Raw genomic sequence first — 20,009 nt, 5'->3', positions numbered from 1 at the left:
ATGTTCCTTATCGTAGAAGTGTGATATAGTAAAAAATAGTGAATATTCTTCCAATTTAATACAAATTACATATAGATTGGTAGAGTTATTGTATAGAATGCGAAAGTAAAGTGAAAAGGGAGAGTCATATGGTAAATTTTAAGAAAATTTCGGTTTTTGTTATGGTTATTTGTTTATTTTTTTTGACGCCTATGACGTTATATGCTGAGACAAATATTGGAGTAAATCCGGAGCAAGCGGCACCGCCACCTGCGGAAGGGCCGAATGTTTTTAGTCAGTTTGCGACTACGATTGATGCGAAAACCGGAGATGTGTTGTACGACAAAAATGCACATCATCGTGCGTTTCCTGCTAGTATGACGAAAGTGTTAACGGCGATTTTACTGATGGAGCATACGAAGCCAGAGGATCAATTCACGTTTTCACAATTAGCATTAGATCAAGAGAAGAGTAATTATCAAATTGAGTTTCAACCTGGTGAGACTATTAATAGAAATACCGCACTTATGATTTTAATGGTGCTGAGTGCGAATGATGTGTCGTATGCGATTGCGGAGCGTATTGGAGGAAATGTTGAAAATTTCGCTAATATGATGAATGAAAAGGCGAAGCAATTAGGGGCTAAAGATAGCCATTTTGTAACGCCGAATGGATTGCATGATCCCAATCATTATACGACGCCATATGATATGGCCATGATTACGAGAGGTGTGCAAAAGTATCCTGAAATTTTACAAGCGATGAATACGAAAAGAACGACGGTTACGACATCTACGCAAACAGTGTCTATTTTTAATAAGTCTACTTATTTTGAAAATCCATATAGCGTTGGTGGTAAGACTGGATTTACGAATGAAGCGCGCAATACGCTCGTTTTATTAAATGAGAAGGATGGGAATCGTATTATAAATGTAGTAATGGCTTCTCAAAGACCTGAAATTTATGAAGATTTGAAGCAGATGGCGGAATATTCTTTTGGGCAATTTACGAAGCAAATGGTACTCGATAAACATAGTTGGCACCAAAAGACAACGTATTTAAATAAAGATGTTGATTCTGAATTAGAAAAAAGTGCCGAGCTTATGCTAAAGAAAGATGAGGGAAAAAATGTAAAAACGGCTTTTCGGGTTAATTCAGTGGATAAAGAAGCTTTGTACCAAAAAGGAATTCATCGCGGTGAAGTAGTTGGTGCGGTAGATATTATAAAAAATAATCAAACGATTGCGACTATAAATGTTCTTTCAAAAGAAGATGTTACGTTTGCGATGCCTAAAAAAGATACAGTTGCACCTGAAGTAAAGGAATCCAATGTGAAAGTGATAAGTGTTGGAATAGGTGCGATTGTATTATTTGGAGCGATTTTATATGTAGTGCTGCGCCGAAATAACAAGGGAATGAAATCAGAAGAAAAATAAATGGCTAGTAAGGAGACTGTGATGAGATTTTGTCACGGTCTTTTTTGTGTTCATATACCCATTACAAATAACTAATAATTGTAAATTTTCTTATTGCATTCCTCTATCGTTCGTTATATCATTTAGTTGTGTTCTTGTTAAAGAACTAAAGTGGATATTTCATACTTCAAATAATATAAAACAATGGAGAGGGAGAGAGACGATGAAATTAATTTGGAAGGTGATTAGCAACGTTATCTCATTTGTTTTATTTGCGGTAATGGTTTGTTTAGCTTTTGTAGTTATTTCTTCAAAAGCGAGTGGCGGGGATCCAACAGTGATGGGATATCAATTTAAGAGCGTTCTTTCAGGATCGATGGAACCAACATTTTTAACAGGGTCAATCATTGCGATAGAGCCAACGAAAGATGGTTCTAAATATAAAAAAGGTGATGTTATTACGTTTAAAGAGAAAGATGACAAAATTGTCACTCACCGTATTATCGGTGTGAAAGATACAAATGGAAAAGTAATGTATGAAACAAAAGGGGATAACAACAACGGACCAGATTTAGCACCAGTACTTGCAGAAAATGTAATCGGAAAGTATGCAGATATTACAGTTCCATACGTTGGTTATGGACTGAATTATGCGAGTTCAAAAGCGGGAGCAGCATTACTTCTTATTATTCCAGGAGTCTTTTTACTTGGATATTCCGCGATTTCTATTTTTGGCGCTATTCGTAGTATCGACGGAGAAAAGAAAGATAAAAAAGTAGAACAATCCGTCTAGTTATCTTAGTTATAATTTCCTACTAGGAAATTAACAAATATATATATTATGGGGGATTTGGACATGACTTTAAAGAAAAAATTAGGGATGGGTATCGCATCAGCAGTACTAGGCGCAGCATTAGTTGGTGGAGGAACATTTGCATTCTTTAGCGATAAAGAAGTGTCAAATAATACATTTGCGGCTGGTACGCTTGATTTATCATTAAATCCATCAACAGTTGTTAATGTATCGAATTTAAAACCTGGTGATACAATTGAAAAAGAATTTAAACTAGAAAATAAAGGCTCTTTAGATATTAAAAAGGTTCTATTAAAAACAGACTATAGTGTAGAAGATACGAAGAAAGATAATAAAGAAGATTTTGGTCAACATATTAAAGTAACATTCTTAAAAAATGTAGATAAGCATGAGACGATTGTGAAAGAAACTACATTAGATAAATTGAAGGGCGATACACTTACAGCAGTAAATAATGATTTAGCTGCTTGGTTCTGGGATGAAAAAGGTATTTCTGCAGGTAAATCTGATAAATTCAAAGTGAAATTTGAATTTGTTGATAATAAAAAAGATCAAAATGAATTCCAAGGCGATAAGTTACAATTAACTTGGACGTTTGATGCACAGCAAGGCGATGGTGAAACGAAATAATAATGACAACAAAAAGAGACTATCAAAAGTGGTAGTCTCTTTTTGTGTTAAAAGAGAAATGTAAAAAGAAACATAATTTTTATATCATTTTGTAATTCACTTTATTATAATAAAGTTATAGTTCTTGATAAAGAACAAGTTGTTCGATAGGAGAGATTAAAATGCTGAAGACACCTCGCAAATTCAAAAAGATGCTTATATTGCCATGTTTGTGCTCTATTACTTTTTATTTAGGTTCTCAGATGATGACTTATACAGAGGCAGCTTTCATTCATGAGACGAAAGTGCAGGCTACTATTTCTACAGCAAGTATTTTTCCAAAAACAGTTGATCAGTTAACAAAGCAGGCTAAGCAACATAAGGAAGTTATTTTGCATGAGTATGAAGAGATGAAATCGAAATTAACTTTTACTTCTACTCAAGAGTTAGAGCAGGCGCTTGTTACATGGAAGCAAGGGCGTGAGAAAATAGCTGCTGAGAGAGAATTGTTACAAAAAGTATATGAATCAATAGAAAATCCTTATAACAAAGCGAAAGAAGAGTTAAAGGAAAATGAAAGTGAATCTAATAAGCAAGTATTCTCGTATGTGAATGCTGGTTTTCATATAGTTAAAGAAAACTGTGAGTATGTTGATAAAGAGGTTAAATTACAGGTGATTGATAAACAAATTCAAGCTTTTGAGAAATTATTAGTGGATGAAACAGCAAAGCAAGTGAGTGAGGATGAGAAGCAAAAGAAATTAGAAGAGAGCAAGAAACAAGAAGAGGCGAAAAAGTTAGAAGAGAGTAAGAAACAAGAAGAAGCGAAAAAGCTAGAAGAGAGTAAGAAGCAAGAAGAGGCGAAAAAGCAAGAAGAGAGTAAGAAACAAGAAGAAGCAAAAAAGCAAGAAGAGAGTAAGAAACAAGAAGAAGCAAAAAAGCTAGAAGAGAGTAAGAAACAGGAAGAAGCAAAAAAGCAAGAAGAAAGTAAGAAACATGAAGAATAGAAGAAATAGGAATAGTAAGTAAAATACAGCAGCATTTCGGAAGGAATAAATACAATTATAAGACAAATAGGTGAGTCCTACGACTCACCTATTTGCTTTGTTATTCTTATTTCACTATTCGTGGGTATAAGGTCTTCACCTAAAAATTTAACGAATGTGAGGAAGTTAGTTGGCACCCCACCATTTGGTGAAGGTTAATAATCAGTGGTGATGGACAGAAAAACACTGATTAAAGTTTCACTGTATTTCTCAATACTTTTCTGAAAAAAAGGGAAAAATGTTGAGAAATAAAAATAATCAAAAAATATATTGTACTTATATAGTTTTGTTCGTTATAATGAACTTAAGGTTTTAAAAAAAGAACAAATATTAGCTAAGCTAATATAGTTTTAGTTACACCTCTTATTTTGAAATAAGAGATGAAAATACAAAAAACAGCTAGGGGGAATTGATTGTGAGTCTGAAAAAGAAATTAGGTATGGGAGTTGCATCAGCAGCATTGGGGTTATCTTTAATTGGTGGAGGAACATTTGCATTCTTTAGTGATAAAGAAGTGTCAAATAATACATTTGCAGCTGGGACGTTAGATCTTACATTAAACCCTAAAACGCTTGTAGATATTAAAGATTTAAAACCAGGGGATTCTGTTAAGAAAGAGTTCTTATTAAAGAACAGCGGTACTTTAGCAATTAAAGACGTTAAATTAGCGACAAAGTATAGTATTACAGATGCAAAAAACGATAATGCTGGTGAAGATTTTGGTAAGCACATTAAAGTGAAATTCCTTTGGAACTGGGATAAGCAAAGTGAGCCTGTATATGAAACAACTTTAGCAGATTTACAAAATGCTGATCCTGATCTTGTAGCTAAAGATATCTTTGCTCCTGAGTGGGGAGAAAAAGGTGGATTAGAAGCTGGAACAGAAGACTATCTATGGGTACAATTTGTATTCGAAGATGATGGTAAAGATCAAAACAAATTCCAAGGCGATTCATTGAACTTAGAATGGACATTCAATGCTAACCAAACAGATGGCGAAGAAAAATAATAAATAAAAAAAGCGGGGATTCCCCGCTTTTTTTTATAAAGAAAAAAAAGAAGTGCCCGTTTTAAGCACTCTTTTATATGTATTATTGTTGATTTTTCTTCCATTGTGTAAATTCGAGAAATTCACGAAACTGTTCTTTTGAGACACCAGAGCTCATCGCATCTTTAACAAGTTGGGTCCATTCGGAGTCTAGATGACTTTCCGTTGTTGTTTCATCGTGAAGTAAAGTATCAACTGGAATTTGTAGAACAGCTGCAATTTTTTCAAGAAACTGAATAGAAGGGTTTTTTTGTAAATTTCGTTCTATAGAACTAATGTAAGATTTAGCGACACCAGCTTTTTCGGCGAGTTCTGTTAATGAAATGCCTTTTTGTAAACGAAGGCGTTTTATACGTTCTCCTATCATATTTGCGCACCTTTCTATCAATATGTAGTCGTCTTATGATGTGATTATTATAACATAAACTTCGTTAAAAAGAACGAGGCTATTGAGCCTGGCTCGTATGCTTCATACGTTGAAAAAAGTGTTCAATATCTTGCAGGGCAATGCCAGCATCTAGAGCTTCAAGTATTAAATCAATCCATTCTTGATCTAGTGAGTCAGCCTTATCTTTGTACAAATGTAATTCCTCCCTAATTATTGGTCATAATTGCTGCTACAGAATATATGATAATACAATCGAATTTTGTATTTTATATATTGAATTATCAAATATTTTGTAGATGAAACAAAGATAAAATCCCCATTAAATTCCCTCTATGGCGATTATAAAGTTTCTGACAAATATTTTCAATATTTTCTGAAAACATTGTTGAATTGTGATATATTCGTATACTAACTATGAAATTTTTACAAATATATTAAAAAAATTACATAATATAACTAAATATTGAAAATATATTGAATTTTTAATAATATAAAATATGTAATACATATTTTATATTAGGGGAGGAAATAAGGGATGAAAAAGAAACCGTTTAAAGTGTTATCATCAATTGCTTTGACAGCTGTTCTAGGCTTGTCACTTGGTGCTGGAAGTCAGCCTACATATGCTGAAACGCCGGAGAACAAGACAGCCACAAGTCCAGTTGATGATCACTTAATCCCAGAAGAGAGATTAGCAAATGCGCTAAAAAAACGTGGGGTAATTGATTCATCTGCTTCAGAGACAGAAACAAAGAAAGCTGTTGAGAAGTATGTAGAGAAGAAAAAGGGAGAAAATCCTGGAAAAGAAGAGACAAATGGGGACCCACTTACGAAAGAAGCATCTGACTTTTTAAAGAAAGTGAAAGATGCAAAAACAGATACGAAAGAAAAATCAGAGCAACCAGCAAACGGGACTGCAGCAGGAACAAGTCCAGTTAGAGGCGGCTTAAATGGGAAAGTGCCAACTTCACCTGCTAAACAAAAAGAATATAACGGTGAAGTTCGTAAAGATAAAGTACTTGTTTTGCTTGTAGAGTACGCTGATTTCAAACATAACAATATTGATAAAGAGCCTGGTTACATGTATTCCAACGACTTTAATAAAGAACACTATGAAAAAATGTTATTCGGTAACGAGCCGTTTACACTAGATGATGGAAGTAAAATTGAAACGTTTAAACAATATTATGAAGAGCAATCAGGTGGTAGTTACACAGTGGATGGAACAGTTACAAAATGGTTAACGGTTCCTGGTAAAGCAGCTGATTACGGTGCTGATGCTGGTACAGGTCATGATAATAAAGGACCAAAAGGACCACGTGATCTAGTAAAAGATGCATTAAAAGCAGCTGTAGATAGCGGACTTGATTTATCACAGTTTGATCAGTTTGATCAATACGATGTAAATGCTGATGGAAATAAAAATCAACCGGACGGTTTAATTGATCACTTAATGATTATTCATGCGGGCGTTGGACAAGAAGCTGGCGGCGGTAAATTAGGTGATGATGCAATTTGGTCACATCGCTGGACAGTTGGACCAAATCCATTCCCAATCGAAGGTACACAAGCGAAAGTTCCATATTGGGGCGGAAAGATGGCAGCATTCGACTACACAATTGAACCAGAAGATGGCGCAGTTGGTGTATTTGCACATGAATACGGCCATGATTTAGGTCTTCCAGATGAGTATGATACACAATATAGCGGTAATGGTGAGCCGGTTGAAGCTTGGTCTATTATGAGTGGCGGAAGTTGGGCTGGTAAAATCGCAGGAACAACGCCAACGAGTTTATCACCACAAAATAAAGAATTTTTCCAAAAAACAATAGGTGGTAACTGGGCAAATATCGTAGAGGTAGATTACGAGAAATTAAATAAAGGTATCGGTCTAGCAACATACTTAGACCAAAGTGTTACGAAGTCAGATCGTCCAGGTCTGATTCGTGTTAACTTACCAGATAAAGAGGTAAAAGGAATTCAGCCTGCATTTGGTAAACAGTATTACTACAGCACAAAAGGTGATGACCTTCATACAACGATGGAAACGCCACTATTCGATTTAACGAAAGCAACGACTGCAAAATTCGATTATAAGTCATTGTATGAAATCGAAGCAGAGTACGATTTCCTTGAAGTACACGCTGTAACAGAAGATGGACAAAAAACGTTGATTGAAAGAATTGGTGAGAAAGCAAATAGTGGAAATGCAGCTACGACAAATGGAAAATGGGTTGATAAATCATATGATTTAAGTCAGTTCAAAGGTAAGAAAGTGAAACTAGTATTTGAATATATTACAGACGGTGGATTGGCGTTAAATGGATTTACACTTGATAATGCGTCACTAACTGTAGATGGAAATGTTGCATTCTCTGATGATGCAGAAGGTACACCACAATTCAAATTGGACGGTTTCGTTGCATCTAACGGAATGGATAAGAAAAAGCATAACTACTATGTAGAGTGGAGAAACTATGCGGGTTCAGATAACGCATTGAAATTTGCTCGCGGTCCAGTATATAACACTGGTATGGTTGTATGGTATGCGGATTCAGCTTACACAGATAACTGGGTTGGCATACATCCAGGACATGGTTTCCTTGGTGTAGTTGACTCTCATCCAGAAGCAATTGCAGGAACTTTAAATGGCAAACCAACATTTAAAAGCAGTACGCGATTCCAAATTGCTGATTCGGCGTTCTCATTCGACAAAACGCCAGCTTGGAAAGTTGTATCTCCAACGCGTGGAACATTCGTATACGATGGATTACCAGGAGTACCGAAGTTTGATGACTCTAAAAAGTATATTAATGAGCAAATTCCAGATGCAGGACGTATTTTACCGAAGCTTGGTCTGAAGTTTGAAGTAGTAGGACAAGCTGATGATAACTCTGCAGGTGCTGTTCGTTTATACCGTTAATACAGTAAAACTACCGAGAGATTTTCTTTCGGTAGTTTTTTGTGAGCAATGAATTTTATATAAAGGGAAAAGTTATATATAATGTAACTTTAAGAATAGAAATTTGTTACATATGAAGTCTATATAAATAATGAAAGAATTGGATAAACATAGTGGGAGAAGGTGAGTGAATGAGTATTTCCTCTATTGTAAATAAACAAAAGGAATATTTTTATAAAGGGCATACGAGAAGTGTAGAAATGAGAAAGAATAATTTGAAGAAGCTTTATGAAGGAATTCAGCGTTTTGAGGATGAGATTTTTCAAGCGTTGAAATTAGATTTGAATAAATCAGTTCACGAATCATTTACAACAGAAATTGGATATGTACTAAAAGAGATTTCTTTTCAAATGAAGCATATTTCATCTTGGAGTAAACCAAAGCGTGTTCGCACAGCTCTTACTCATTTTGGATCGAAGGGGAAAGTAGTGCCAGAACCGTATGGTGTGACGCTTATTATTGCACCGTGGAACTATCCGTTTCAATTAGCAATTGCACCACTCGTAGGAGCATTGGCAGCTGGCAATACAGTCGTTTTAAAGCCGTCAGAGTTAACGCCAAACGTTTCAAAAGTACTTACGAGAATGTTAGGTGAATTATTTCCAGAAGAGCTTGTATCGGTAGTAGAAGGCGGTGTTGAGGAAAGCACTGCACTTTTAAAGGAACCGTTTGACTATATTTTCTTTACAGGTAGTGTTGGTGTTGGAAAAGTTGTGATGGAAGCAGCAGCGAAAAAATTAACGCCTCTTACGTTAGAACTTGGCGGGAAAAGTCCATGTATTGTACATAAAGATGCAAAAATAGATGTAACCGCAAGACGAATCGTTTGGGGCAAGTTTTTGAATGCTGGGCAGACGTGTGTAGCGCCTGATTATATGTACGTTCATTCTTCAGTGAAAGAGCAGTTAATCGAGGCATTGCGACATGAAATCGCAGAGCAATATGGAAAAGATGCTTTGCAAAATGACAATTATGTGCGAATTGTGAGTGAGCGTCATTTTGAACGTTTATGTACATTTTTGCAAGATGGTAAACCTGTGATTGGCGGGAATTATAAGAAAGAAACATTGCAAATTGAGCCGACAGTGTTAACGAGTGTTACATGGGAAAGTGCTGTTATGGAAGATGAAATTTTTGGACCGATTTTACCAATTATAGAATATGACAAAATAGAAGAGGTAATTGAAACGATTCAGCAACATCCAAAGCCATTAGCTCTATATGTATTTTCTGAAGATAGAAAAGTGCAAGAGAAAGTAACGAGTAATATTTCATATGGCGGAGGATGTATAAATGATGTCGTATATCACCTTGCAACGCCATATTTACCTTTTGGAGGCGTTGGAAGTAGTGGGTTGGGCAGCTATCATGGTGAACAAAGTTTTCGGACTTTTTCCCATTATAAAAGCATTTTGTCCCAATCTACAGCATTCGACATGAAAATTCGTTACTCTTCTACAAAAAGTGCTTTAAAATTCATACGAAAGTTGTTAAAATGATGATGGTGTTTATCAGTAGGCGTAGCCGTATGATAAAAACCCCTTCGCAACTGAAGGGGTTTTTCTGTTCGACATATGTATCATGCGAAAATGAATCAAACATACTACATAAAGAATAGAAGAGAACGCTGCTAAACAACCATTTTTGTTTGGATCGAAACAAAAAATAGTCTATAGAACATAAATATTTATTCATGAATATAAAAATTAAAATTTAAGGTAGATAGGACGGGAAAATGAAAAAGATTATTAAAGTTGAAGCAGTAGAAAAACATTTTGGAAATCAAGTGATTATCCCACCTCTTTCTTTAGATATTAAAGAAGGGGAATTTTTAACAATTTTAGGACCGAGTGGTTGCGGGAAAACGACGTTACTGCGTATGATCGCAGGTTTTGAAACACCAACTAAAGGGAATCTTTTATTAGATGATGAAAGAATTAACGATTTGCCGCCATATAAGCGTCATATGAACTTAGTATTCCAACATTATGCACTATTCCCGCATATGAATGTGGAAAAAAATATTTGTTTCGGTATGAAAATGCAAAAAGTACCAGCAGCAGAGCAGAAAGAACGTGCTGAAGAGGCAATGCGTTTAACGCAGTTACTTGAGTTTCGTAATCGTAAACCTTCAAAGCTTTCTGGTGGACAGCAGCAGCGTGTAGCAATTGCAAGAGCAATTGTAAACAACCCACGTGTATTACTATTAGATGAGCCACTTGGAGCGCTTGACTTTAAGTTAAGAAAAGATTTGCAACGTGAATTGAAAAACTTACAACGTAATTTAGGAATTACGTTCATATATGTAACGCACGATCAAGAAGAAGCAATGAGTATGAGTGATCGCATTGTCGTTATGAATAAAGGGCATATCGAACAAGTCGGCACGCCTAAAGAAATTTACAATCAACCGAAAACATTGTTTGTTGCGACGTTCATCGGTGAAAATAATATCGTGAAAAATGGGGAAAACTACGTAGCAGTTCGCCCTGAAAATGTAAAAGTTCGTTCGGTTGAAGAGCCAATTTTAAAAGAATACCACCTTGGGCATATTGAAGATATTGAATTTGTTGGAAATATGGAAAAGCTATATGTACGTGAGGAGAAAACAGCGGAATTACTAATGGCATACCAAACTGCTGAAGAAGCAACGCAGTGGAGCATTGGAGATAATGTATATGTAGGCTGGGAGCAAGAGGACGAGGTGACCTTAAATTGAAGAAAGGGAAATTACTCGCATTACCTACAGTCGTATGGCTGTTACTCTTCTTCCTAATTCCACTTCTGTTCGTATTAGCATTTGCCTTCATGCAGCGCGGAGCATACGGGACAGTGGAAATGAAATTTACATTAGATAACATAGCGCGTGTGTTTGATCCATTATATATGGGGACGTTATGGGAAACAGTGAAAATAGCGGTTATTACGACAGTACTATGTTTATTAATCGGTTATCCATTCGCCTATACAATTACAATTGTTGATCGTAAATATCGTTCTATCCTTCTATTATTGGCAACGATTCCGTTCTGGATTAACTTTCTTGTTCGTTCATACGCATGGATTGTTATTTTACGTTCACAAGGTCTTGTAAACACATTGCTATTGAAATTAGGTATTATTAGTGAACCTTTAAATCTGTTATATAATACACCTTCTGTAATACTCGGAATGGTATATTCTTTATTACCATTTATGATTTTACCAGTGTATGCAGCAATTGAGCAGCTTGATAAGCGTAAGCTAGAGGCAGCTTATGATTTAGGCGCAACACCAGTAAAGGCATTTTGGAATGTAACAGTACCGATGACGATGTCAGGGATTACTACTGGTTCTATTTTAGTATTCGTTTCTTCTATCGGAATGTTTGTTGTATCAGACGTTATGGGTGGATCGAAAGTAGCATTAATCGGAAACGTAATTCAAAACCAATTCTTAGGTTCACGTGACTGGCCGTTTGGTTCCGCGTTATCTATGATTGTTGTTCTATTCTCTGTTCTGTTAATTTACTTATATTATCGTGCAACGAAAGTATATAAATATGATGGAAACGGAGGGGAATAGGCAAAAATGAAGAAGTTTTTAGTTTCTTATTCTTGGTTAATCTTATTGTTTTTGTATTTTCCAATGATGGTTTTAATGGTATATTCCTTCAACGATTCTCGCATTAATGCGGAATGGGAGGGTTTTACACTCCATTGGTATACAGATTTATTTCAAAAACAAGATGTTATTGATGCGTTTGTAAATAGTATTACGATTGCTCTTATAACGACAATTGTGACGACAGTTCTTGGTGTGATTTTTGCTATTGCATTACACCGTTACAAATATCGTTTTGAAGGGGCCATTAACGGTCTTGTATATTTACCAATTTTAATTCCTGATATTTTAATGGGATTATCTTTACTTATCCTATTTAGTCAATTAGGTATGGAACTTGGAAAAACAACAATTATTATTGCACACATTACATTCAGTATTTCATTTGTTGTTGTTATTTTAGCGGCACGTCTTTCTGGTATGGGACGTGATTTAGAAGAGGCTGCAAACGATTTAGGAGCAACGCCGTGGCAAACGTTTCGTTATGTAACGTTTCCAGCAATTGCACCAGGAGTTATTTCAGCCGCATTATTAACATTCACATTATCGATTGATGATTTTGTAATTAGTTTCTTCGTATCAGGACCAGGATCAACAACATTGCCATTATACATTTATAGTATGGTTAAGCGTGGAGTATCGCCTGAAATTAATGCTCTTTCTACAATATTAATTGTTGTAATTGTAGGATTAATGGTGCTATCGGAAATCTTCCGTAATAAAGGTGCAGACGGTGAAGAGAACTCTGGAGGACACCTTCCTTTATAATACGAATGATATAGAAAGAACGAGGAGGTAATAAACCGATGAAATTAGTGAAGAGATTAGCTGGTATAGCAATTAGCTTCAGTCTTGCTGCAGGTGTACTTGCTGGTTGTGGTGAGAAAAAAGAAGAATTAAACATTTATAGCTGGGCTGACAATTTTGATGAGCAAGTTTTAAAAGATTTTGAAAAGAAATATAACGTGAAAATTAACTATGATAAATATGCAAGTAATGAAGAAATGCTTGCGAAATTACAAGCTGGTGGCGCGACATATGATTTAATTCAGCCATCTGATTACATGGTGAAAACGATGGCGAAGATGGACTTATTAGCGCCTTTAGATAAGAAGAATATCCCGAACATCGAGAACCTTGTTTCTAACTTTAAAACACCTGCGTTTGATCCAGAGAATAAGTATTCTCTAGTATATACTTGGGGTGTAACAGGAATTGCATACAATAAAAAGTATGTGAAAGAAACACCTACAAGCTGGAATGATTTATGGAACGATAAATATAAAGGGCATGTTACTTTATTAAACGATTCTCGTGAAGTATTAGGAATGGGACTTAAGAAAAACGGTTTCTCTAATAGCACGAAAGAGGATGCACAGTTAAAGACAGCGTCAAATGATTTACAGAAGCTACTTCCAAACTTATTAGCATTCGATACAGATAATATTAAACAAAAATTCATTACAGAAGATGCTTGGATCGGGACAGTTTGGTCTGGAGACGCAGCATTTATTGCGAAAGACAATAAAGATGTAGGATACGTTGTACCAAAAGAAGGCGGCACAATTTGGGCTGATACGTTAGCAATTCCAAAAGGTGCGAAAAATAAAGAACTTGCAGAGAAGTTTATGAACTACTTATTAGATGAAAAAGTAAGTGTGAAAAACTACGAGTCAATTGGTTACAGTAATCCAAATGAAAAAGCTCATCCTCTTCATAGTAAAGAATATCGTGATAATCACATGATCTTCTTAACAAAAGAAGAATTAGATCGTACAGAGTGGCTTGTTGATGTAGACGATAAGTTAAAAGACTACGATCGCTACTGGACAGAGCTGAAAACAAAAGGTAAATAAGTAAGAAAATGCGGTTTCTAAAGTAGAAATCGCATTTTTTCATAGTAGGAGGAAATCGATTGAAGAAAAAGTTACATCAGTATGAATTAATGTGTATCATTTTGTTGTTTGTTCTATTTAGCATCATCGCTTGGAGGGTACATGTAGGTGGTGTTACAATGATGGATACATACGTACGTGATATGGTAAAAGGATTACAAACAGAAAGCTCTCTTACATTCTTCTCCTACTTTACAAAGCTAGGATCTGCAATTGGAGTTATAACGACACTAATTATAAGTTTGCTCGTTTTTTGGCAAAAGCGTTATTATGCTGCTATGATTGTGTACCCAATGGCTATATTAACGACACACCTTGTTAATAAGGGAATAAAAGAAATTGCAAAAAGAGACCGCCCATCATTAAATGAGGCACTTGACGCACTGGGGTATAGCTTCCCAAGTGGACATGCAATGCTATCTATCATAACATTTGGTTTTCTTGCCTATATCATTGCTGCGAATTTGAAAAGTATAGCTGGAAAATGTAGTATTACGATTGCGATGGGCATATTAATTATATTGATTGGATTAAGTAGAGTTATTTTAAATGTTCATTACCCGACTGATATTTTAGCTGGTTACTGTGCAGGTGGCATTTTGTTAATCATAGCAATTTATTGTCATCGTTTACTTACCGAGAGATTGGGACTTAATAACGAGAGATAGAAAAACGTCTAGAAAAACTAGTATGATAGTTTTCCTAGACGTTTTTTGTTTATGGGGAGATGTGATACAGTATAAATGACAAGTGAATTATATAAAGTAGGTGAAAATGTGTGAAGACAAATGTACATAAAATTGATAAGTGGGGGAAGTTAGGAACTTTTTTGTATCAATTTCGTTATACAGTAATTGTAGTATTACTACTACTTGCGATAGTGCTCGGAATTTTTGCTCCAAAACTTCCAGGAGTATTGGGCGGTGATGGTTTCCAAACAGAAGGGGATTATCAAAAGACGAAAGAAATTTTAGATAAAGATTTTAAGCAGTCTCAAGATACACTTTTACTCGTTTTTGAGAAGGAAAAGGATACTTCGCATGAGGATTTCCAAAAGCGTATAGAGGGGATAATAAATCAAATTGAAGAGAAGGAAACATACGAATCTTTCCATCATCCAATGCAAAATAAAGAGATGTTACAAGATGATATCGGTTATGCGACGATTTTATTTTCCGGGAAAACAAATAAAGAACGGATGGAAAAGACATTACAATTTGCCGGCAAAATCGAGAAGGAAAGTAATAGCGTATTAAAAGTAACACCGACAGGATATCCGAAAATTAATCAAGAGATTAATGAAAGAACGCAAAATGATTTAAAAGTAGCAGAGATGATTGGATTACCTATTGCTTTTCTTGTACTATTATTCTCATTTGGTAGTCTGATTGCGTCTATTTTACCGATTGTAAATGGCGCGCTTAGTGTCATTAGTACGATGGGGATTTTATATTTTATAGGTAGTGATAAAGAGCTATCTATTTTCGTGTTAAATGTTGCGCCGATGATTGGGCTCGCATTATCAATTGATTTCGCACTGTTATTTGTAAATCGTTTTCGAGAGGAAGTTGCGAAGAGAACAGTGAAAGAAGCGATAGCGATTACTTATCAAACGGCAGGGCGTGCTATCGTATTTTCAGGGTTATGTGTATTCGTCGGTTTATCAGGCTTATTTTTCTTTAAGATAGATTATATTCAGTCTGTTGCTATTAGCGGGATGATTGTCGTTATTATGAGCATTTTGTTTTCGCTAACACTTCTTCCGGCGCTATTATCTTTAATTGGTAAAAGGATATTAAAAAAGAATCAGGCGGCGCCTACGCCATCAAATGTATGGCGTAAATTTGCACAGTTTGTAATGAAACATCCAATCGTCATGATTATTGTTGTTACAACATTTATTGTTATTTGTTTATTACCGCTACGTACAGCTAACTTGCAGTTTCCTGGTGTTGAAGCGTTACCTGAAAAGAGTGATACGAGAGTTGCATTTGAGAAGTATGAAGAAGCCTTTAATAAAACTGTCCAAACACACGCTGATGTTACATTAGTAGTAGAGACGAAGAAAGATATAACAGAAAAAGAAAGTTTACAAAAGATAGAAGCTGTTGTTCAAAAATTAAAAGACGATAAGCAAGTATATAAGGTGAAAAGTGTATATGACGGGCTAAATGGAATGAAAGCAGATCAAGTTGCTGGAATGTTACAGTCGCCAGAAGCTGCGAAAATAGCTCCTGTATTTGAAGCGTATACGAAAGGGAATAAAACAACAATGGAAGTCTTTTTGGATACGAAGCCAAGTACAGAAACCGCAAAACAATGGGTTCGTGATTTCAAAAAGAATTATAAAGAAAATGATGTTACTTATTATTTGGGCGGTATGACGACGTTCCAGCAAGAGTTAGAAGATGAAATTAAAGATAAAGTTGCAATTGGTATGTCTGTTATATTTGGATCAACCTTTGTCATTTTATTATTCGCATTCCGCTCTATACTCATTCCAATTAAAGCTATTATTATGAACGTACTTAGTTTAAGTGCAACAATTGGAATTGTTATTTGGTTATTTGAAGGTGGTCATTTCGGATTAGAAGAGAGTTCAGTTTTATTTGTATTACCAATCTTTATTTTCGGCCTCGTATTTGGGCTTAGCATGGATTATGAAGTATTTCTTATTTCACGTATTCATGAGCTCTATGAAGAAACAGGGGATAACGATCAAGCAACGTTAGAAGGGCTTGTTTCGACAAGTAGAATTATTACGTCCGCCGCTTTAATTATGATTGTTGTTACCGGTGCATTCGCCTTTACTGATATTTTACCAGTAAAGCAGATGGGGCTTGGGGTTGCATTAGCAATATTTCTTGATGCAACAATTATCCGTCTTATGCTCGTACCAAGTTTAATGAAATTGTTTGGGGATTGGAACTGGTGGCTACCATTTCGAAAGAAAAGAGAAAAATCATCATAAAAAATACTCATCTATAAGATGAGTATTTTTTATGAATAGCAGGGCCCATATTTTGCGCATAGTATGTGATAAGAACATTACATACAAGTAGGTGAAGGCAATGTTTCGTTATTTTAAGTTTAAGCTAAATGATACAGTACAGTTTGCTGAAAACGATGGGCATATGTATCGCATTGTCGGTTATCGGTTGGAAAAAGGGTTTTACCCAAAAGATGAATGGACTCATATTATTTATGAACTGCTTAGAGATTTTGACGGGTATACGATGGATGCGGAAGAAGAGGAACTTGTAAAAGTCATTCAAGTAGAGGATGAGTATTACAAAATACAAGAAGTATCGGGGTATCGCTATCCAGTAAAAATGAAGCAAAAGCAGCAAGTTATGAAAGGAGAGAAAATAGACGACTTATTAGATACGTACAACGACTATAAACGATTGGCGGATTTCTTTAAAGATTTATTGTATGAACAAAAAGCTGAAGAAGTGTTGCAGGAAATGAAAAGGCTTAGAGCGTGAGGGGGACAGTCGATTATAAGGCTGTCCTCTATTTTTGACGGTGCATCAAAGTATGTTTTCCGTTACAATGAGAGAATCAATAGGAATAAGGTGATTATAGTATGGAAACAAAGAAAAAGGGCGAATGGTGCGAAATTACGGTTCCAGCGACGTGGAATGGTATAAGTATTGAGTCGTTGTTAAAAGTAGAATGGGAAGTACCAAAAAAGTTATTACATCAGCTTCGTATGGAAAAAGGTGTTACCGTTAACGGAGAACAGAGGAGATGGAATGAACTTTTAAAAGAAGGAGATAAGTTACAAGTTCATATGTTTATGGAGGAGGAGTACGGCGTAGAGCCGGAATATGGTGAATTAAATGTAGTGTTTGAAGACGATCACGTACTCATTGTAAATAAGCAGGGGCAAATGGATACACATCCTTCTGAAAAAAATGGGACGGGAACACTTGCCAATCTTGTTGCTTTTCATTTTCAAATGCAAGGTTTAGAGACGAAGGTTCGGCATATCCATAGGTTAGATAAAGATACGACAGGTGGTGTTGTATTCGCAAAACATAGAATTGCGGGTGCAATTATGGATCGTTTATTAATGGAACGGAAAATTAAAAGAACGTATATGGCACTTGTTGAAGGAAAAGTAAAAAAGAAGCAGGGGACAATTGATGCAGCTATTGGAAGAGATCGACATCATGCTACAAGGCGCCGTGTTTCTCCAAAGGGAGACCAAGCTATAACGTATTATAAAGTAGAGAAATATTTTAAAAAACAAAATGCGACGCTCGTAACGTTACAGTTAGAAACCGGTAGAACGCATCAAATTCGCGTTCATATGAGCTATAATGGAAATCCATTAGTTGGAGATGTATTATATGGTGGGCAAACAACATATATGTCCGGGCAAGCGTTACATGCGATGAAGATTAATTTTTTGCATCCGATTACGAAAGAAGAGATCGTGGTTGACGTACCTTTTCCTACAAATTTAAACGATACAATGAAAAAATTTGAAAGAGAAAATAGATAAAGTGTAAGTTTAAAGTTGAAAAAGATAGATTTTTGCAGGGATTTCTCTAAAAGAGGCGAAGCCGTTAAGAGAAAAGAGAGGTGAGAATTACTTGGTCAAATATAAATATATGCTAGGGATATTTTTCGCTTGTCTTTTACTTACTCTATGTATTTATCCATATTTACCAACTCGTATGGCAGTACATTGGAACGAGAATGGTGGAGCGAACGAGTTTATGAGTAAACAAGGTGTCGTATTATTTATCCCTGTCCTTATTATTATTTTACATGGATTAGTATATGTTATTTCACATAATATATATAAGTTTAATGAAGGAGAGCATTTCATTATAAGTGGATTTATAAAGAGTATTACTTTATTTATGATGTTTGTCCATGTACTAATTCTCTTTATTAATTTGGGAAGTATTATATCCTTTCAGACAGGACTAACGATTGGAATTAGTATGTTTCTTTTTATGTTTAGTAAAGTGTTTAAAAAGGTGAAGGATCGAGAGAAAGAACCGATTAAATTACAAAAAATCCGTTTAGTTAGTAGGCGAATCTTTCAAGTGATGGCATGCAGCATATTATTTTCGTTGCTTTTGAGCCTGAAGTGGGGATTTTACTTGTTAATTAGTGTAATAAGCTGCGGGTCTATTTTGTTTATGTTCTACATTTTATACGCATACATATTAGAAAGCTATGAAACATAAAAAAAGAGTCTTCTAGGAGAAGACTCTTTTTTCTATTTACTTCGTAATAAATTGTTGTGTCCAGTAGTTGCCGCTTTCTACATAGCCAACACCGATATGAGTGAAGCCACTATTTAAGATGTTGGCACGGTGTCCAGCACTGTTCATCCAAGCTTGTACAACTTCTTCTGGAGTACGTTGTCCTTGAGCGATGTTTTCACCTGCAGATTTATAAGAAATACCAAATTTCTTCATCATGTCAAACGGAGACCCGTATGTAGGGCTGTTATGATCAAAGTAGTTGTTTTTTTGCATATCTTCAGACTTAATGCGTGCTACTTTACTTAATTCAGTATCGATTTGTAATGCTGATAAGCCTTGTTTTGTACGCTCTGCGTTTGTTAATTCAACAACGCGTTGTTCGAATTCGCTTAAAGATTTTGCTTCTTCAGCAGGCTTTTGCTCAGCAGGTTTTTGTGTTTCGTTTTGAGTATTGTTGTTTTCAGCTGGTTTTTGAGCTTCTGGTTTAGCAACTTCTTCAGCAGGCTTTTGTTCAGCTGGTTTTTGAGTTTCCTCAGCAGGCTTTTGAGCTTCTGGCTTAGCTGTTGGTTGTTCAGTTACAACATTTTCAGTAGGCTGTTGACCAGGAATGAAGCAATCTTGTTGGAACTGACCTTGATTCCATTGTGCTAATGACTCAACTCCCATAGATTGTAAGAATGCTTGTAATTCTTGTTGGCTCATTTGTTTCATCATTACTTTTGAATGCTGAATATTTTGAACCTTTACGTTAGATGGTTGTACTGTTGCAGCTTGTGCATCTAAAGATGATACTCCTAAAGTAAGAGCTGTTGCAGCAGCTACAGATAATAAAACACGCTTTTTCATGATGTGTGTCCCCCTATATAAAGTTTTAATTTGTTTTCACACGATTTGTTTTTGACAGCCTGTCTGACTGACAAATCCATCGTAGCATACAATTTGCGAGAAATAAGATGGAAAAAAATTCATAGATTTAAAAATTACCTAATTTATCCTAAGAGGAGAAAAGGGAAGAAATA

At 35.5% G+C, this 20,009-nt stretch carries 19 protein-coding genes; 16 read left to right on the top strand and 3 right to left on the bottom strand.

What is annotated here, in order from left to right; translation table 11 throughout:
- Positions 1-128: 128 nt before the first annotated feature.
- The 5 genes from QCI75_RS20515 (at position 129) to calY (ending at position 4,872) form a co-directional block, all read left to right on the top strand.
- A complete protein-coding gene (locus QCI75_RS20515; protein ID WP_353761082.1) occupies positions 129-1,415 on the top strand; it encodes a D-alanyl-D-alanine carboxypeptidase family protein in 1,287 nt (428 codons plus the stop codon).
- A gap of 202 nt (positions 1,416-1,617) precedes the next feature.
- Complete coding sequence (gene sipW, locus QCI75_RS20510; RefSeq protein ID WP_144507623.1) at positions 1,618-2,187, top strand: signal peptidase I SipW; 570 nt, start codon at positions 1,618-1,620, stop codon at positions 2,185-2,187.
- Between the two features lie 63 nt (positions 2,188-2,250).
- Entirely contained in the window at positions 2,251-2,838 is a 588-nt protein-coding gene (locus QCI75_RS20505; protein WP_097830129.1) for a CalY family protein, read from the top strand.
- Between the two features lie 161 nt (positions 2,839-2,999).
- Entirely contained in the window at positions 3,000-3,824 is an 825-nt protein-coding gene (locus QCI75_RS20500; protein ID WP_353761081.1) for a DUF4047 domain-containing protein, read from the top strand.
- Positions 3,825-4,278: 454 nt separating this feature from the next.
- Positions 4,279-4,872 (top strand): biofilm matrix protein CalY, encoded by a 594-nt coding sequence (gene calY, locus QCI75_RS20495; RefSeq protein ID WP_144507627.1) that lies wholly within the window; start codon positions 4,279-4,281, stop codon positions 4,870-4,872.
- An 82-nt stretch (positions 4,873-4,954) separates the two neighbouring features.
- Here the strand turns inward: calY and QCI75_RS20490 are convergent, their stop codons facing one another.
- Together QCI75_RS20490 and QCI75_RS20485 are read right to left on the bottom strand one after the other, a co-directional pair.
- Positions 4,955-5,278 (bottom strand): helix-turn-helix domain-containing protein, encoded by a 324-nt coding sequence (locus QCI75_RS20490; RefSeq protein ID WP_002011473.1) that lies wholly within the window; start codon positions 5,276-5,278, stop codon positions 4,955-4,957.
- Between the two features lie 79 nt (positions 5,279-5,357).
- On the bottom strand, positions 5,358-5,492 hold the full coding sequence (locus QCI75_RS20485) for an anti-repressor SinI family protein (RefSeq protein WP_002011474.1): 135 nt from the start codon (positions 5,490-5,492) through the stop codon (positions 5,358-5,360).
- Between the two features lie 342 nt (positions 5,493-5,834).
- On the opposite strand from QCI75_RS20485, the gene inhA1 reads away from it, so the two are divergent.
- The 11 genes from inhA1 (at position 5,835) to QCI75_RS20430 (ending at position 18,969) form a co-directional block, all read left to right on the top strand.
- Positions 5,835-8,222, top strand: a complete 2,388-nt coding sequence (gene inhA1 / locus QCI75_RS20480) for a M6 family metalloprotease immune inhibitor InhA1 (RefSeq protein ID WP_144507629.1) — start codon at positions 5,835-5,837, stop codon at positions 8,220-8,222.
- A 170-nt stretch (positions 8,223-8,392) separates the two neighbouring features.
- Positions 8,393-9,760: an aldehyde dehydrogenase gene (locus QCI75_RS20475; RefSeq protein ID WP_144507631.1), complete on the top strand. Its 1,368-nt coding sequence runs from the start codon at positions 8,393-8,395 to the stop codon at positions 9,758-9,760.
- Positions 9,761-9,996: 236 nt separating this feature from the next.
- The gene (gene potA / locus QCI75_RS20470) at positions 9,997-10,980 is read left to right on the top strand and encodes a spermidine/putrescine ABC transporter ATP-binding protein PotA (RefSeq protein ID WP_144507633.1); all 984 of its coding nucleotides are present in this window, start codon (positions 9,997-9,999) and stop codon (positions 10,978-10,980) included.
- Positions 10,977-11,825 carry a spermidine/putrescine ABC transporter permease PotB gene (gene potB, locus QCI75_RS20465; RefSeq protein ID WP_002126118.1) on the top strand — a complete coding sequence of 283 codons (849 nt, stop codon included), beginning with the start codon at positions 10,977-10,979 and terminating at the stop codon, positions 11,823-11,825. Before potA ends, potB begins: the two co-directional genes overlap by 4 nt.
- A 6-nt stretch (positions 11,826-11,831) precedes the next feature.
- On the top strand, positions 11,832-12,632 hold the full coding sequence (gene potC / locus QCI75_RS20460) for a spermidine/putrescine ABC transporter permease PotC (protein WP_002149696.1): 801 nt from the start codon (positions 11,832-11,834) through the stop codon (positions 12,630-12,632).
- A 38-nt stretch (positions 12,633-12,670) separates the two neighbouring features.
- The gene (potD, locus tag QCI75_RS20455; protein WP_144507635.1) at positions 12,671-13,720 is read left to right on the top strand and encodes a spermidine/putrescine ABC transporter substrate-binding protein PotD; all 1,050 of its coding nucleotides are present in this window, start codon (positions 12,671-12,673) and stop codon (positions 13,718-13,720) included.
- A gap of 59 nt (positions 13,721-13,779) precedes the next feature.
- The gene (locus tag QCI75_RS20450) at positions 13,780-14,427 is read left to right on the top strand and encodes a phosphatase PAP2 family protein (RefSeq protein WP_353761080.1); all 648 of its coding nucleotides are present in this window, start codon (positions 13,780-13,782) and stop codon (positions 14,425-14,427) included.
- 110 nt (positions 14,428-14,537) lie between these two features.
- The gene (locus QCI75_RS20445; RefSeq protein WP_144507084.1) at positions 14,538-16,730 is read left to right on the top strand and encodes an MMPL family transporter; all 2,193 of its coding nucleotides are present in this window, start codon (positions 14,538-14,540) and stop codon (positions 16,728-16,730) included.
- A gap of 100 nt (positions 16,731-16,830) precedes the next feature.
- Positions 16,831-17,247, top strand: coding sequence for a hypothetical protein (locus tag QCI75_RS20440; protein ID WP_002126125.1), 417 nt, complete (start codon positions 16,831-16,833; stop codon positions 17,245-17,247).
- 101 nt (positions 17,248-17,348) lie between these two features.
- Complete coding sequence (locus QCI75_RS20435) at positions 17,349-18,272, top strand: RluA family pseudouridine synthase (protein WP_002126127.1); 924 nt, start codon at positions 17,349-17,351, stop codon at positions 18,270-18,272.
- Positions 18,273-18,363: 91 nt separating this feature from the next.
- A complete protein-coding gene (locus tag QCI75_RS20430) occupies positions 18,364-18,969 on the top strand; it encodes a DUF1648 domain-containing protein (protein WP_144507083.1) in 606 nt (201 codons plus the stop codon).
- A 36-nt stretch (positions 18,970-19,005) separates the two neighbouring features.
- On the opposite strand, the gene QCI75_RS20425 is transcribed toward QCI75_RS20430, so the two are convergent.
- Positions 19,006-19,836, bottom strand: a complete 831-nt coding sequence (locus QCI75_RS20425) for a CAP domain-containing protein (protein ID WP_353761079.1) — start codon at positions 19,834-19,836, stop codon at positions 19,006-19,008.
- Between the last annotated feature and the right edge of the window lie 173 nt (positions 19,837-20,009).

Source organism: Bacillus cereus group sp. RP43 (assembly GCF_040459645.1).
GTDB lineage: Bacteria > Bacillota > Bacilli > Bacillales > Bacillaceae_G > Bacillus_A > Bacillus_A mycoides_C.
This window is presented reverse-complemented; position numbering and strand designations above follow the sequence as displayed.